This window comes from Mycobacterium europaeum (assembly GCF_002102155.1).
Classification (GTDB): Bacteria; Actinomycetota; Actinomycetes; order Mycobacteriales; family Mycobacteriaceae; genus Mycobacterium; species Mycobacterium europaeum.
The window spans coordinates 39,471-54,942 of the sequence record NZ_LQOU01000044.1 but is presented as its reverse complement, the minus strand read 5'-3'; the positions used below and the strand labels follow the sequence as shown (position 1 = coordinate 54,942).

The window sequence follows — 15,472 nt, the reverse complement described above, 5'->3', positions numbered from 1 at the left end:
CACCACGTCACCGACTGGACCCAGTGCCGGCGCACCGACATCACCAACCTCACCTTCGCCTGCGGACCCCACCACCGCCTCCTGCGACCCGACGGCTGGACCACCCGCAAAAACACCAAAGGCCAAACCGAATGGATGCCCCCGCCCCACCAAGACCGCGGCCAACCCCGAACCAACACCTTCCACCACCCCGAAAAACTCCTGCGCGACGGCGACGATGATGACGACGCGGCCTAGCGACAGCGCCGCCGCTCTCTGCGCGTGGTCGAATGGTCCGTGCTATTCCGTCAGCTGGAGTATTTCGTAGCGCTCGCTCAGGAGCGCCACTTCGCACGCGCGGCGAGCGCTTGCTACGTCTCGCAGCCCGCGCTGTCGGAGGCGATCCGCAAGCTCGAACAGGAGCTCAACGTCCCGCTGGTGCGGCGTGGACAGAAGTTCGAAGGCCTCACTCCCGAGGGCGAGCGGCTGGTGCCCTGGGCCAGACGCATCCTGGCCGACCGCGACGCCCTGAGACAGGAAGTCACGGCACTGCAGACCGGCCTGACCGGCGAACTGCGGCTCGGGGTGGTGCCCGCTGCCTCGACTACCGTTGCGCTGCTTACCGACCCGTTTTGCGCGGCGCATCCGTTGGTTCGGGTCCAACTCGAGGTCAACCTGCGTTCGGCAGGAATCGTCGAGCGGGTCCGCCGGTTCGAACTGGACGCGGGCATTCTCTATCCGGACCAACAGGACACCGCCGACATGCTGGTCACCCCGCTGTACCACGAGCAGCCGGTGCTGCTCGCGAGCGCGGAGTTGCTTGGTGGCGAACGGGAGACCATCGCGTGGTTCGACGCATTGCGGCTGCCGCTGTGTCTGCTGACGCAGGGCATGCGCGGACGCCGGGTCATCGATGACGCGCTGGCCACCCAGGGCCTCGAGGTGACCCCACAGCTGGAGACCGACTCCGTGGTGGCCCTGCTCGCCCACGTTCGCACTGGCCGATGGGCCAGCATCGTCCCACAACCCTGGATCCACACCCTGGGCGCTCCAGCCGGGGTGAACGTGCTGCGGCTGGAACGCCCGTCCGTCACGGCGCTGATCGCGCTGGTGACAAACCGGGCCGAGCCGGGCTCGTTGTTGGCCCGGGCGCTGAGGCAGACGGCGCTCGAGGCGCGCATCGCCGAGACACTCGATGGGCCCTGAGCTCGCCTGATCGGCACCGCCTATCGGCTGGTCGGAATCCGGTCTTGGACGACCCCACCCCCGTCCGCCAAGACTGGAAGTCGTTGCCCGTCAAGGAGGATTCTCATGGCCAAGTGTGTGATGGTGCTCTACCCCGACCCCGTGAACGGCTATCCGCCGCGATATGCGCGAGACACCGTTCCGGCAATTAACGGCTACCCGGACGGCAACACCGTGCCAACCCCCTCGGCGATCGACTTCACCCCCGGCGCGCTCCTCGGCTGTGTTTCGGGTGCGCTGGGGCTCCGCAAGTTCTTCGAAGACGGCGGCCACGAACTGGTGGTGACCTCGGATAAGGACGGACCGGATTCGGAATTTGAGCGAGAACTTCCCGACGCGGACCTCGTTATCTCGCAGCCATTTTGGCCCGCGTACCTGACCCAGGAGCGCATCGCGAAGGCGCGCAATCTCAAGCTGGCACTGACCGCCGGCATCGGCTCCGACCATGTCGATCTCGACGCGGCCAAACAGCACGGCGTCACCGTGGCGGAGGTGACCTACAGCAATAGCATCAGCGTCGCCGAACACACCGTGATGCAGATCTTGGCGCTGGTGCGCAACTTCATCCCGTCGCATCGGTGGGCCGTCGAGGGCGGCTGGAACATCGCCGATTGCGTGGAACGGGCGTACGACCTGGAGGGCATGGACGTCGGGTTGATCGCTGCCGGCCGGATCGGACGTGCGGTGCTGCGTCGGCTCGCGCCGTTCGACGTCAAGCTGCATTACACCGACACGCGCCGACTGCCAGCGGAAGTAGAGAAGCAACTGGACGTCATGTTCCACCCCGACGTCGAATCGCTGGTCAAGTCCGTCGACATCGTTTCGATCCATTCACCGTTGTACGAAGCTACCCGCCAGATGTTCAACGAAAAGTTGCTGTCAACGATGCGGCGGGGCTCCTACATCGTCAACACCGCACGCGGCGAGGAGACCGTTCCCGAAGCGATCGCGGCCGCTCTGCACAGTGGTCAGCTCGCGGGCTACGCCGGAGATGTCTGGTATCCGCAACCGCCACCACCGGATCACCCCTGGCGGACCATGCCCAATAACGCGATGACGCCGCATGTTTCGGGCACAACGCTGTCGGCTCAGGCCCGCTACGCCGCCGGTACCCGCGAGATCCTGGAATGCTTCTTCGCCGGGAAGCCCATCCGCGACGAATACCTGATCGTGGCGGGCGGGAAGCTCGCGGGCACCGGAGCCCTGTCTTACCAGGGCTCAGCCGCGCTGTGACGTCGCCGTCGGCAGCGCCATCGGTCGGACGTAGCCGCCGATCAGGGTCCGGTGCCACCAGGCCCGCTCGCGCCGCAGCTCGGCGGGTGTGGTGAAGCGATACTCGTAGAGCCGTGCGCGCACATACCGCGGTGGGGCATCCGGAAACGGATTGTGCCGCAAGAGGCGCAGCGTGGACCGGTCGTTGCGCAGCAGGCGCTCCAGGAACGGGGTCAGCCAGGGCTGTGCGTAGCCGGGCGAGATGGCCGCGAACCACATCATCCAGTCCAGGCGCAGGTGATAGGGCGCCCACTGTCGCGGCAGCCGGCGCACGGCGCCCGGCTTGCCCTTGAAGTCGTATTCCCTCCACACCGTCTGCTCGGTAAGCCGCGCGTCCTCGGTGCCCTCGATCACCACCTCGTGGCGGACGCGCCCGATGCTGCCAAATGCACCGTAGGTGTTGATCAGATGAAAAGAGTTGAACGACATGTTCATTCGCTGCCGCGACGACAGCATGTTGCGCACCGGCCAGTAGCTCATGAACAGCACCGTCGCCGCGAACACGATGACCACCGCCGCGAACCACAGCGGCGTCGACGAAAACGCGCGATGGGCGGGCAAGCCCACCAACGCGGTCACTGATGAGTCGTCGATCGCGCTGCACGCCAACAGGACCGTCACCCAGTTCAGCCAGGCGAAGTTGCCCGACGCCACCAGCCACAGCTGGGTGATCACGATGATCGCCGCGGCGATGCTGGCGACCGGTTGCGGCGCGAACAACCCGAACGGAACCACCAGCTGCGAGAAGTGGTTGCCCGCCACCTCAATTCGGTGCAGCGGCTTGGGCAGGTGGTGGAAGAACCAGCTCAACGGCCCCGGCATGGGCTGCGTCTCGTGGTGGTAGTACAGACACGTCAGGTCGCGCCAGCACGGGTCGCCGCGCATCTTGATCAGCCCCGCACCGAACTCGACCCGGAACAGCAGCAGCCGAGCCATCCACAACGTGAGCAGCGGCGGCGCCACCCGGTCGTTGCCGAGGAAGATCATCAGAAAGCCGGTCTCCAGCAGCAGCGACTCCCAGCCGAACGCGTACCAGGTCTGCCCGACGTTGACGATCGAGAGGTAGAGCACCCACAGTGTCAGCCACATCAGCATCGCCGCCCAGAGCGGCACCGCGTCGGCCCCGCCTGCGACGATCGCCACCGATACCGCGGCACCGAACCACGACACCGCCGCGAACAGCCGATCGGAGTAGCGCAGGTGAAACAGGCTCGGCGCCCGCCAAAACGACTGCCGGGCAAGGAACCGGGGGACCGGCTGTATCCCGTGCTCCCCGATCAGCGCGCGGAACTGGGCCGCGGCCGCGACGAAGGCCAGCAGGTACACCACGGCGACACCGCGCTCGAGCACTAGTCTGCCGAGCCAATATTCGGGTGCGGAAAACCAGCCCATGGCCGTAACTCCTCGGACGGTGGCGGTCACTCAGACCCGCATATCCAGTCAACCAGCCGGTAAACCGGTAGCCAACACCCGAGAGTAATTTGTTACGGCGCCGGTGCGGAGCGCTTGTCACCATTGACGACGATTGAATCGGTCGCGCCGTGTCACGACCGCTGCGGCCGCGGGTATCCGCGCTAAATGTGGGCCAAACACTTGCTTGCCGGGATCGCGGCATTGCGCGCCGAAAAATGGCCGAGCACACCGTCATCGGTGACGTACACGCTGTCGGCACGGACACCCAGGGGATAGGCCTTCGTCAGCCGCGAAGTAAAGACGTCGAGCGCCATCTGCACGCTCTCGCGGGGTAGCGGGGCGCCCATCGCGTTGATTTTCACGACTTCCAGCCCCAGCTTGCCGCCGGTACTGCGCGGCTTGAGCGTGATACTGCCCAGACCCAGCGGACCGCTGAGCCGGATCGTGTCGGCACTGGGGTCGGTCTTGATGCTGTCGATCAGGCCGCCCACAACGGGAACCGCGTCCCCCACGGTTTCCTTGATGCCATCCGACGTCCAGGCGACCGTGGCGTCCAGCGCGCCGATGGTTCCTTTCGACTTGGCGTTGCCATGCAGGTCGACGTCGTTGACGGTGATATCGGCCTTCATGCCCTTGCCGCCGCGGATCTGGTTTCCCGCGGTGTGTATGGAGATGCCGGTGTAGTGGCCGGTCAAATGCTGCCACAGGAATGGGGTGGGGCCCAAGGACACCGTGGCCGTGTCCTTCACCTCGCATTCGACCGCCGCGGCCACCGCGTCGCCGACGCGCTTGCGGACGTAGAGTTCGGCTCCGATCAGGCCTATTCCGAGTAGCGCCAGCACGATGACGAGAATCAAGGTGATCGACAGCGGGTCGCCGATGAGGCGGCGGATGAAGCGGTGTCCGGTTTTCTGTGAGGCCGCCGTTACCTGCGACGGCGGCCGGGCGTACGGCGGCACGGCCGAATAGGGCTGTGCGGTTGGCGGGATAGTGAGCCGGTCGGGTGGTTCACCCGTGCCATCGGCGTAAGCCGGAGGGATCTCCGTGGTCGGTGGCTCGGCCGGGGCCGCAGGTTGGGCCGCAGAACTCGTGCTGCCCGGACGCGCCCATACCGACGGCTCCTGCGGTGCCTCCTGCGGATTCGTCACTTCAACGATACTAGCTGTATCGGGTGAAAGCGGCCCTGAGTGGTCGGGCGGCACCGCGATGGTCTGGGTGCATCAGGTCAGCGTGCGTGGCGTTGTGGCCGAGCCGGCATGGTCACCACCGAAGCGGCGAGCACCGCAAGCGAAATCAGCGCCAGCAGCTGAACATTCGCGGAATGTCCCGCATAGCCGTCGACCGACCGCCAGGGATTCCGGGACAGCACGGCCCCGGCCAGGATCAGCCCGCCGGCGCTCAGCGCCATGGTCGCGCGGTCCAGGCGCCGACCCCGCAGCGCGTACCGCAGGCCCAGGGCGGCGCCGACCACGGCCACCCCGGCCGCGCCCGCGATCACCGCCCCGCAGGCCAGCACCCCGACCGCCGCCCATGCCCCCGGCTGCCACGGCCGGGCGGGCGGGTCGTCGACTCGACCGCGCCGGGTGCGCCACAGCGCGAGCAGGGCCAGCAGCGGCAGCAAGGCCAGCCCCACCGCCAACCCCGCCCGGTACGGGGCGTTGGACGGGAAGGTCAGCGTGATGGTGCCGGGGTCGCCCGGCGGCACCACCCAGCCCTGCTGCCAGCCGTTGACGGCCACCGGCGTCAGCCGGGCTCCGGCGGCGGTGCGCGCCACCCATCCGGGGTTGATGCTTTCGGGAATCACCAGCACCCGCGACGTGGTCGACGGGGGAGCCTGCACTTCCCGACGGTCCGGGCCCCACGCCCGCCAGGCCGGCACCCCCACGGCGGCCGGCGCGGCGGCGGGCGGGGTACCGCGCTGGCCGGCCGGTGACAGGTCGACGCCGTCGACGACGAACTGCGCGCCCGGGCTGACCAGCAGCTCCTGCTGGCCCCCCGGCAGCGCGATCGGGTCGCGGTCGCAGGCCCGCGCCGCGATCGGCTCGTCGTCGAGCAGCGCGCCGACGGTGGTGCGGATCGACGTGTGCACGAACCGGCCCGCGACTGCGATCACCGGGCCGTGATCGCAGTCGATGGCGATCTCTCGCGCGCGGTCGCGGGCGGCGTCGGCCGGCGCGATCGGGTTGCCGTCGGCGCCCAGCGCCGCGAGCTCGGCCAGCCCGGGCGGCTTGAGCTGGTCGAAGCCGAGTGCGTTGCGGTCGATGACGTCGTCCCAGTCCAGCAGGCTGACGGTGACGGTGTCGGTCACCCGGGGGTTGAGCGGGATGGTCTGCGGTTCACCGGGCTTCAACGCGCGCACTTGCGGGCCGTCACCCAGGTTGACGGCCACCATCCTCGGGTGCGCGGGCAACGCCGACCGGCTGGGCACCAGCCGCAGCGCGGTGACCTCGGTGGGCCGCGGCAGGGTCAGCGTCAGCGTGGGCGCGCTCTTGTGTTGCACCACCCGTTGCGGCGCGGTCCACGCGGTGGCCGGATCGCCGTCGGTCGCCGCGTACGCCGAGCCCAGGACATCGACCAGGTCGGAGTCGCCCCGCGCCCGGGTGGTGTTCGGCTCGGCGACCATGTCGGCCAGCTTGGGGCCCTGTCGGGGCCGCACCCACACCAGCGGGGTCACCGCCACCGGGGCCGGAACGGTCAGCGTCCGGCTGAGATTCACCGGCTCTTCCGGCGTCAGAGCCATCGATGGCGCGCAGCGCACGCCGTCGGGCGTCGGCGCGCAACCCGGTCTGCCGAGCAATTCCGAACCCAGGTCCCAGCCCGCGACGGCCGAACCGGGCGGCGGCCCGGGGACCCGCACGGTGTGCCGCAGCTCGACCGGGTGGGCGAACCCGGACGCGTCGTACTGGGTGATCGACAGGTCGGTGATGCCGAATTGCACGCCGGGAGAGCCGTCGTCGGTGCCCGCGGCGGTGATCCGCACCCACGGCGTCTCGCCGTAGGGCAGCGCCGCGGCGAGCGGCTTGCCGGGCTCGTCGAAGCGCAGGGTCGTGCTGCCGGACGCCGTTTCCAGCAGGATGCGGCGCACCTGCGCGCCGACGGCGGTCGCGCTGGGGGTCAGCGTGATCGCCGCGTTGGTCACCGGGTGGTCGAAATCGACCCGCAGCCACTGCCCGACGGCGGCCTGCAGGGAGTTGGACACCCACGCGGTCGCCGGGTCGCCGTCGACCGCCGCGACGGGGGAGGTCGCCGGCGCGACGTCGGGCATCGCGGTGGAATCCGACGACGAGCTCGACACGGTCACGCGTCCGCCCGTCCAGGCACCGACGACCGGGTCGGCCCCGGGGACGGGATAGTCGGGCACCCGGTTGTAGGTGTGCCGCGCGTCGCCGTCGGCCCGGATGGCCGACGAATGGTGGTCCACCCGGCCGTAGTCGGTCTCGCGCGCCACCGGGGTGTCGGTGACGGTCACCGTCGGCACCGGCAGACCGGCGCCGCGCGCGTCGGCGGTCATCAGCACCGGACCCAGGGGCGGCCGGCCCTGCAGCCGGCGGCGCTCGTCGAGGCGCAGCAGGACCTCCGGTCCGCCGTCCACCCGGGGCAGCCGGTCGACGTCGGCGAAGTACGGCGCGCCCGGATCGCCGGCGGCCGCCACCCGGTAGATCTCGACGGCCGGATACCGCGGACGCAGCCCGCTGTCGGCGACGAAGCCCGCCAGGGTGCCCGGTCCCACCGGCTCGCCGAACTGCGCCACCTTCTGCAGCCCCGGAGATCCGGCGACGGCGCGGTGCACCAGCAGGGGGCGGGCCGACCGCGACGTGTCGGGGTCCAGGTCGTTGCGCACCACCACATACGAAATGCCTTGCCGCGCAAGAGTATCGGCCAGACCCGCCGAGGGCCGCCCGGAGGCGAACAGGCGCTGCACCGAATCCAGCGCCCGGATGGTCTGCGGCGGGGTCAGCGGGATGGAGTCGCGCACGCCCCACGGGCTGCCGCCGAGCACCTGCAGCGGCTCGTCATGGCTGGTGCCCCACACCTGCGTGGCGAACGGCGCGCCCGGGGCCACCAGCACCCGGCCGGGGACCGGCGTCCCGGTGTTGTGCCGGTCGAGCCAGTCGGCGGTTTCCTGCCAGTACCGGGGTATCGCGCTGAAGGTGCCGGGCGGGGTCAGCCGCCCGGTCCACGCCAGCGAGGTGCTCACCATCAGCGCCGTCAGCACGACGATCGCGACCGCCACCCGCCTGTCGCGCTCGGGGTGGGCGAACGCGCGCAGCCACGCCGAGGCGGGCCCCCGGCCGGGCAGCGGGACGCGGCCCAGTATCTGGGCCAGGCCCAGCGCGATCGGGATACGGACCACCGAGTCCAGCTTGTGCACGTTGCGCAGCGGCGCGCCGCCGGCGTCCAGGAACGCCTGCACCGCGTGCGCCACCGGCGAGCCCAGCCCGCCGCTGTAGCCGGCCGCGATCAACAGCACGCCGGCCAGCAGCATCGTCACCAGCCGGCCGCGGGCCGGCATCGCCGGACTGGCCAGCCCCGCCAGCCCCGCCGCCGCGACCAGGCAGGTGGCCAGCACGGCCGCCGAGCCGTTCACCAGCGGCGCGCCCGCGGTGGCGGTCGGCGCGACGTACGGGGTCCAGCTGTCGGTGCCGCGCAGTATCTCGGTCAGCGACGACCATTGCGTCGTCACCCCGGAGGACTCGATGAAGTCCAAGAAGGGCGGGCTGATGGCCCGCAGCAGCACCAGCGCCACCACCCACCACAGCGTCGCCAGGAACAGCGCCACCAGCCACCAGCCGGTGTAGCGCCACCACAGCCGGTTCGGCCGGTGACAGGCCCACCAGATCGCCGCGGGCAGGCAGCCGGCCACGGTGGCGATCGCGTTCACCGCGCCCATCAACGCGACGGCCACGCCGGCCCGCGCGGCGAGCGCCCGCACCGACCGGTCGGTGCACGCCCGCCCCCCCGATTTCAGAGCCAGCATCGTGGGCAGCAACACCCACGGCGCCAGCATCATCGGCAGCGTCTCCGACGAGATGGAGCCCAGCGTGGTCAGCACCCGCGGCGACAGCGCGAACGCGGCGGCGCCGATCACCCGCGACGCCGGGCTGCCGATCCCCAGCGCCTCGGCGACCCGCAACAGACCCCAGAAGCCGACGGTGAGCAGCAGCGCCCACCACAGCCGTTGGGTGACCCACCCGGGCACCGAAAGCAGGTGGCCGATCGCAAAGAACGTGCCGTGCGGGAAGAGGTACCCGTAGGCCTGATTCTGCGCCTGCCCGAACGGCAGCTCGCTGTTCCACAGGTTGGTGGCCCGGGCCAGGAAGCGCAGCGGGTTGGCGGTGAGGTCGAGCTTGGTGTCGGGGGAGACCCGCCCGGGCGACTGCGCGAAGGTCAGCAGCAGGGCGATCGCGCCGACCACCCACAGCCACCGGCGCGAAAGGGGCGCGGCCGGCGAACACGAGACGGGCGGGCCGGCCTCCGCTATGGCCGCCGGATCCGTTGGCGGCGACCCGCTGCGCCCGCTAGCTACGGTTGCCGTACTCGACCCGGTTGAGCACTGACGACTGCGGATCGCCCCCGGGGAGTGGCGGTTTCGTGTCCTGCTGCACCATCAGGGTGATCCCGAAGATCGCCGCCGCGCCGAGCAACAGCCCGACCACCACGCTCGCGGCGGCGGGCGCAATGATCCGGTTCATCAACGGCTCCTTCAAGCATCGGGTTCAAGCATCGGGATACGTGGCGACGGCCTAGCGACAACCTAGCAGAAGCGCGTTCGCGGCCCCCGTGCCCTGGTCAGGGCAGGCAGTGCCCGTGGAAGCAGCGGTCGCCGTACTGCACCTGACCGGGGCCGAGGGGGATCGGCAGCGCCGGGCGGCCCCGCACCGGCGCCGCGTGCTCGGCGACGGCCAGCGTGACGCCGACGGTCGTCGCGAAACCGACCGACAGACCGACCGCGATGCTGGCCGCGGCGGCCAGGGTGAAACCGGTCATCGCTGGCATCTTGCCCCCTAGCCCCGCTGGCACCAGCCCAGGAATGCCCCCGCGCCCGAAGAAGGAAACCCCCGACGAAGACCCCGTCGCTCCCCAGCTCCGCGGGCCCGGATAGCGCCATGAAAACATGGCCCGATGTCATTTTCGCGCACCCTGGCCGTGCTCGCGTCCGTGTCGGCGTTGCTGGCGGGCTGCGCTCACCACGCCGCGCGGCCTCCGGGCCCGTCGGCCTCGGTCAGCAAGCCGTCGGCCGCGCCCGTACCGCCGGCATGCGGTGACCTCACCAAGCTGCCGGTCGGCGACAAGCTGGCCCAGTTGTTGATGGTGGGTGTCAAGAACGCCGATGACGCCCGGTCGGTGGTCGACGGCTACCACGTCGGCGGCATCTTCATCGGCAGCTGGACGGACCTGTCGATCTTCAAGGGGCCGCTGGCCGACATCGCGGCGAAGGCCGGGCCGCTCCCGCTGGCGGTGAGCGTGGACGAGGAGGGCGGCCGGGTGTCGCGGTTGCGGTCGCTGATCGGCGCGGCGCCGTCACCGCGGGAACTGGCCCAGACCCAGACCGTGGCCCAGGTCCACGACCTGGCGGCCGAGCGCGGCAAGAAGATGAAAGACCTGGGCATCACCGTCGACTTCGCCCCCGTCGTCGACGTCACCGACGCCACCAGCGGCGTGATCGGGGACCGCTCGTTCGGCGGCGACCCCAACACGGTCACCGCCTACGCCGGCGCGTACGCGCAGGGGCTGCGGGACGCCGGGCTGCTGCCGGTGCTCAAGCACTTCCCCGGCCACGGGCACGGCTCGGGCGACTCGCACACCGGCGGCGTGGTGACGCCGCCCCTGGCCGACCTGCAGAACGTCGACCTGGTGCCCTACCGCACGCTGGTGACCGCATCCCCGGTGGCGGTGATGCTGGGCCACCTGCAGGTGCCCGGCCTGACCGGCGACGAGCCGGCCAGCCTGAGCCGCGCGGCCGTGCAGCTGCTGCGGGACGGCGTCGGCTACGGCGGCCCGCCGTTCAACGGCCCGGTGTTCACCGACGACCTGTCCAGCATGGGCGCCATCTCCGACCGGTACGGCGTCGCCGAGGCGGTGCTGCGCACCCTGCAGGCCGGGACCGACGTCGCGCTGTGGGTGACCACCGACGAGGTGCCCGCCGTCCTGGACCGGCTGCAGAAGGCGGTGGCCGCCGGCGAACTGCCCGCCCAGCGGGTCGACGAGGCGCTCGGGCGGGTGGCGACGATGAAAGGCCGCAGCCCCGCCTGCGGCCACTAGAATGCCTGTGCGCGTGCGGCGCGTTGCTTACCCTGGAGTCAGATAGCGGGGCTAAGAGAGGCATGCGATGGCGGGTGGCACCAAGCGCTTACCGCGCGCTGTTCGCGAACAGCAAATGCTCGACGCCGCGGTGCAGATGTTCTCGGTCAACGGCTACCACGAGACCTCGATGGACGCCATCGCCGCCGAGGCGCAGATCTCCAAGCCGATGCTCTACCTGTACTACGGCTCCAAGGAGGACCTGTTCGGTGCCTGCCTGAACCGCGAGATGGGCCGGTTCATCGACGCGGTGCGCGCCGACATCGACTTCACGCAGAGCCCGAAAGACTTGCTGCGCAACACCATCGTGTCGTTCATGCGCTACATCGACGCCAACCGGGCGTCGTGGATCGTGATGTACACCCAGGCCACCAGTTCGCAGGCGTTCGCGCACATGGTGCGCGAGGGCCGCGAGCAGATCATCGAACTGGTCGCCGGGCTGGTGCGGGCCGGCAGTCGCACCCCGCGGACCGAGCGTGAAAACGAGATGATGGCGGTGGCGCTGGTGGGTGCGGGGGAGGCGATGGCCAACCAGCTGTCCACCGGCGACATCGACGCCGACGAGGCGGCCGAGCTGATGATCAACCTGTTCTGGCACGGCCTGCGCGGCGCGCCGGAGGAGCGGGAGGCCGCCGCGACGGTGCGACCCGGCAAGGGCGGCCGCACCGCCGGCGGTCGCTAACCCCTAGATTCGTCATGTGGCTCGACCACCCGCCCGCCGCAACGTCGACTTCTTCTGCGCCGTAGTCATCGTCGGGTTGCTGGCCGGGGTCGCCGGGCTGGCGGCGACGTTCGTGCTGCGCTACGTCGAGCACCTCACCTACCACTACACCTTTGGCGCGCTGCTCGCCGGCGTCGCCGCAAGCAGCCCGGTGCGCCGTGTGGTGGGGCCGATGATCGGCGGCGCCTTGGCGGGGCTGGGCTGGTGGGCGTTGCGGCGCAGGGCCGCGGTGCCCCCGCTCGCGGAAACCATCGCCCGCCGGGAACCGATACCGCGGCTCTCCTGGAGCGTCGACGCGCTGCTGCAGGTGCTGCTGGTCGGCTCCGGCGCGTCCCTGGGCCGCGAGGGGGCGCCCCGCCAGTTCGCCGCCGCCCTGGGTGACTGGGGCACGGCGTGGCTGGGACGGTTGACGACCCGCGATCGCGAGATCCTGCTGGCGTGCGCGGCCGGCGCCGGGCTCGGCGCGGTCTACGCCGTTCCCGTGGCCGGTGCGCTGTTCTCCGCCCGGATCATGCTGAGAACCTGGCATCCGCGGGCGCTGGGCGCCGCGCTCGTCACGTCCAGCCTGGCGGTGGCCGTCTGCTCGGCCGCCACGCACGATGAGCCCATCCTGGACTGGCCCAACGCGAACCTGTCCTTCGAACTGACCGGTCAGGCGCTGATCCTGGCTCCGCTGGCGGTCGTGGTGGGGTGGGCGTTCAACAGGTTGATGGCGGCGGCGCGGCCGGCCAGGCAGATGCGGACCTGGGTGCTGGTCCCCGCGCTCGCCGGCGCCGGTCTGGTCATGGGCATCTGTTCGCACTGGTGGCCGGAGTTGCCCGGCAACGGCCGCAGCATCCTGACCGTCGGCCTGGCCAGCGGGCTGACGCTGGCCGCCGCGGCCGCGATCCTCGCCCTCAAGCCGTTGCTCACCGCACTGTTCCTTCGTGCGGGTGGTGCCGGCGGCATGCTCACGCCGTCGCTGGCCACCGGCGCGGCGGCCGGATCGCTGCTGGCGCTGACGATCAACACGGCAGCCGGGACGCATCTGCACGAGCCGACGGTCTCCCTGGCGGGCGCCGCCGGGGTGCTCGCCGTGACGCAGGGCTCACCGATCTGGGCGTCGATCTTCGTCTGGGAGCTCGCCCGCCCGCCGGTCTGGCTGCTCGCGGTCTTCCTGACCGCCGCGGTCGGTGCGCACGGCCTGAAGCTTCTGGTCAGCGGGAACGGCGCGACGCACTCGGGCTGAAGCGCCCTACAGCGCCCGGACCGTGCCGGTCAGATACGGGTAGCCCTTGGCGACGTTGCGCAGCGAGATGTCCCAGCCGTCATGGCCTTCGTCGATGTAGAGACCCGCGGTGCCGGGTAGCACCAGCGGCTTGCCGAATTTCACCGAATACTTCACCGCGTCCGGGAGTCGGGCTTCGATGTTCGCCAGTACGGCTGCGGCGCTGTACATTCCGTGCGCGATGACGGTCGGGAAGCCGAACAACCTGGCCGCGATCGGGTTGGTGTGGATGGGGTTGTGATCGCCCCCGACGACGGCGTAGCGCTGGATCAGCCCGGGGCTGACGCGCAGGACGGCGCTGGGCGGGGGCAGCTTGGGCTGCTTCTGCGGTGGCGGCTTGGGCTCGTCGGACAGGCTGGTGCGTTGCTGGTGCAGGAAGGTCGTGACCTGATGCCAGGCGGTGTCGACGCCGACGCTCACCTCGGTCACCAGGTCGACCAGCAGGCCTTTGCGGTGCTCGCGCAGATTCTCGGCGTGCACGCGCACGCCGACGGTGTCGGTGACCGCGATCGGCCGATACTGCGTGATGTGGTTCTCGACGTGCACCGAACCCATTGCGGCAAAAGGAAAATCGAACCCGGTCACCAGCGACATCATTGCGGGGAAGGTCAACGCGAACGGGTAGGTGAGTGGCACCGCGTTGCCGTATCGCAAACCGGTGACCGCGGCGTACTCGGCCACGTTCGTGCGGTCGATGGGCAGCTCCTCGATGTCCACCGTGCGCGTCGGCAGGTGGTTGCCGCGGGACACCACCGGCAGGGCACCCGCCGCCGCGCGCAGCATGTTCTTCAGGCCGCTTGGCTGGTTCATCGCGTTCTCCTCCTCGCAGCTATGCGCCCAGCATGGCCTGGCCGCAGACGCGGATGACGTTGCCCGTCACCGCGTTTGACGCCGGGCTGGCGAAGTAGGCGATGGTCTCCGCGACATCGACGGGTTGGCCGCCCTGCAACAACGAGTTCAGCCGGCGGCCCACCTCGCGGGTGGCCAGCGGGATGGCGGCCGTCATCTGGGTTTCGATGAACCCCGGCGCGACGGCGTTGATCGTGATGCCCTTGCCGTAGAGCTCGGGCGCCAGTGCCTGGGTGAGGCCGATCATCCCGGCCTTGGTGGTGGCGTAGTTCGTCTGCCCGCGGTTGCCCGCGATGCCGGCCATCGAGGACAGCCCGATCACCCGGCCGCCCTCGCCGAGAGTGCCGTTGGCCACCAGGCCCTCGGTAAGGCGCAGCGGGGCAAGCAGATTGACGGCCAGCACGGCATCCCACCGGGCGTCATCCATGTTGGCCAGCAACTTGTCCCGGGTGATGCCGGCGTTGTTGACCAACACGTCGGCGCGCCCGCCGTGGTGCTCGCGCAGGTGCTCGTTGATCTTGTCGACGGCGTCGGGGGCGGTGACGTCGAGCCACAGCGCGGTGCCCCCGACCCCGCTGGCGGTCTCGGCCAGCGCCTCGGCGGCCGACTCGACGTCGATCGCGACGACGCGGGCGCCGTCGCGGGCGAACACCTCGGCGATCGTCGCGCCGATCCCGCGGGCCGCGCCGGTCACGATGGCGACCTTGCCGTCCAGCGGCCGCTCCCAGTCGGCCGGGGGAGTGGAATCGGCCTCACCGATGTAGAACACCTGGCCGTCGACGTAGGCGGACTTGGCCGAAAGGATGAACCGCATGGTGGATTCCAGGCCCGTCGCAGCGGGTTTGGCGTCGGGCGACAGGTACACCAGCGCCACCGTGGTGCCGTTGCGCAGCTCCTTGCCCAGCGAGCGGGTGAACCCTTCCAGCGCGCGCTGCGCGATCCGCTCGTGCGGGCCGGCGGCGGCGTCGGGCGTGGTGCCGACCACGACGACGCGGGCGGAGTGGCCCAGGTTGCGCAGCAGCGGCGTGAAGAATTCGTACAACCCCCGCAGCCCCTCCGGCGTCGTGATCCCGGTGGCATCGAAGACCAGCCCGCCGAACTGGTCGGCCCAGCGGCCACCCAGGTTGTTGCCGACGAGGTCGTAGTCCTTGGCCAGCGCGGCGCGCAGCGGCTCGACCACGCGGCCCTCACCGCCGATCAGCAGGGACCCGGCCAGCGGCGGGTCGCCGGGCCGATAGCGGCGCAAGGTCTCGGGTTGCGGGACGCCGAGCTGCTTGGCCAGAAACGATCCAGGACCGGAGTTGACGATCTGCGTGAACAGGTCGGACGAGACCTTGGGAGCCACCGGAGCTACCTTCCATCTGCTTCTCAGTCGGGGGTGTGTTACAGCACAACCGTATCGAGGTCGAACTTACTTCAGAGTA

General features: G+C 70.3%; 12 protein-coding genes and 1 pseudogene. 6 read left to right on the top strand and 7 right to left on the bottom strand.

The features are described 5' to 3' along the window. The 3 genes and pseudogenes from AWC03_RS20745 to AWC03_RS20735 form a co-directional block, all read left to right on the top strand. Positions 1–237 (top strand): annotated as a pseudogene (locus tag AWC03_RS20745) (HNH endonuclease signature motif containing protein); the annotation flags it as partial. A 39-nt stretch (positions 238–276) separates the two neighbouring features. Continuing rightward, positions 277–1,185, top strand: a complete 909-nt coding sequence (locus AWC03_RS20740; protein WP_085242599.1) for a LysR family transcriptional regulator — start codon at positions 277–279, stop codon at positions 1,183–1,185. Between the two features lie 105 nt (positions 1,186–1,290). After that, complete coding sequence (locus tag AWC03_RS20735) at positions 1,291–2,457, top strand: NAD-dependent formate dehydrogenase (protein ID WP_085242593.1); 1,167 nt, start codon at positions 1,291–1,293, stop codon at positions 2,455–2,457. On the opposite strand, the gene AWC03_RS20730 is transcribed toward AWC03_RS20735, so the two are convergent. From AWC03_RS20730 to AWC03_RS20710, 5 genes are all read right to left on the bottom strand, one after another. Then, positions 2,443–3,888 (bottom strand): lipase maturation factor family protein, encoded by a 1,446-nt coding sequence (locus AWC03_RS20730; RefSeq protein WP_085242592.1) that lies wholly within the window; start codon positions 3,886–3,888, stop codon positions 2,443–2,445. The two genes, AWC03_RS20735 and AWC03_RS20730, sit on opposite strands and share 15 nt — an antisense overlap. A gap of 182 nt (positions 3,889–4,070) precedes the next feature. Then, positions 4,071–5,057: an LmeA family phospholipid-binding protein gene (locus tag AWC03_RS20725; protein WP_085242591.1), complete on the bottom strand. Its 987-nt coding sequence runs from the start codon at positions 5,055–5,057 to the stop codon at positions 4,071–4,073. Positions 5,058–5,134: 77 nt separating this feature from the next. Then, a complete protein-coding gene (locus AWC03_RS20720) occupies positions 5,135–9,391 on the bottom strand; it encodes an alpha-(1->3)-arabinofuranosyltransferase (RefSeq protein ID WP_142278452.1) in 4,257 nt (1,418 codons plus the stop codon). Positions 9,392–9,428: 37 nt separating this feature from the next. Then, complete coding sequence (locus AWC03_RS20715) at positions 9,429–9,602, bottom strand: DUF2613 domain-containing protein (RefSeq protein WP_065443914.1); 174 nt, start codon at positions 9,600–9,602, stop codon at positions 9,429–9,431. A 97-nt stretch (positions 9,603–9,699) separates the two neighbouring features. Continuing rightward, a complete protein-coding gene (locus AWC03_RS20710) occupies positions 9,700–9,897 on the bottom strand; it encodes a DUF2613 domain-containing protein (RefSeq protein ID WP_085242589.1) in 198 nt (65 codons plus the stop codon). A 135-nt stretch (positions 9,898–10,032) separates the two neighbouring features. On the opposite strand from AWC03_RS20710, the gene AWC03_RS20705 reads away from it, so the two are divergent. The 3 genes from AWC03_RS20705 (at position 10,033) to AWC03_RS20695 (ending at position 13,160) form a co-directional block, all read left to right on the top strand. Then, positions 10,033–11,172, top strand: coding sequence for a glycoside hydrolase family 3 N-terminal domain-containing protein (locus AWC03_RS20705; protein ID WP_085242588.1), 1,140 nt, complete (start codon positions 10,033–10,035; stop codon positions 11,170–11,172). A 67-nt stretch (positions 11,173–11,239) separates the two neighbouring features. After that, complete coding sequence (locus tag AWC03_RS20700) at positions 11,240–11,893, top strand: TetR/AcrR family transcriptional regulator (protein WP_085242587.1); 654 nt, start codon at positions 11,240–11,242, stop codon at positions 11,891–11,893. Positions 11,894–11,909: 16 nt separating this feature from the next. Then, positions 11,910–13,160 (top strand): chloride channel protein, encoded by a 1,251-nt coding sequence (locus tag AWC03_RS20695; RefSeq protein WP_085242586.1) that lies wholly within the window; start codon positions 11,910–11,912, stop codon positions 13,158–13,160. 6 nt (positions 13,161–13,166) lie between these two features. On the opposite strand, the gene AWC03_RS20690 is transcribed toward AWC03_RS20695, so the two are convergent. Together AWC03_RS20690 and AWC03_RS20685 are read right to left on the bottom strand one after the other, a co-directional pair. Then, positions 13,167–14,009: a MaoC/PaaZ C-terminal domain-containing protein gene (locus AWC03_RS20690; RefSeq protein ID WP_085242585.1), complete on the bottom strand. Its 843-nt coding sequence runs from the start codon at positions 14,007–14,009 to the stop codon at positions 13,167–13,169. Between the two features lie 19 nt (positions 14,010–14,028). Continuing rightward, a complete protein-coding gene (locus AWC03_RS20685; protein ID WP_085242584.1) occupies positions 14,029–15,393 on the bottom strand; it encodes a 3-oxoacyl-ACP reductase in 1,365 nt (454 codons plus the stop codon). Positions 15,394–15,472 lie beyond the last annotated feature (79 nt).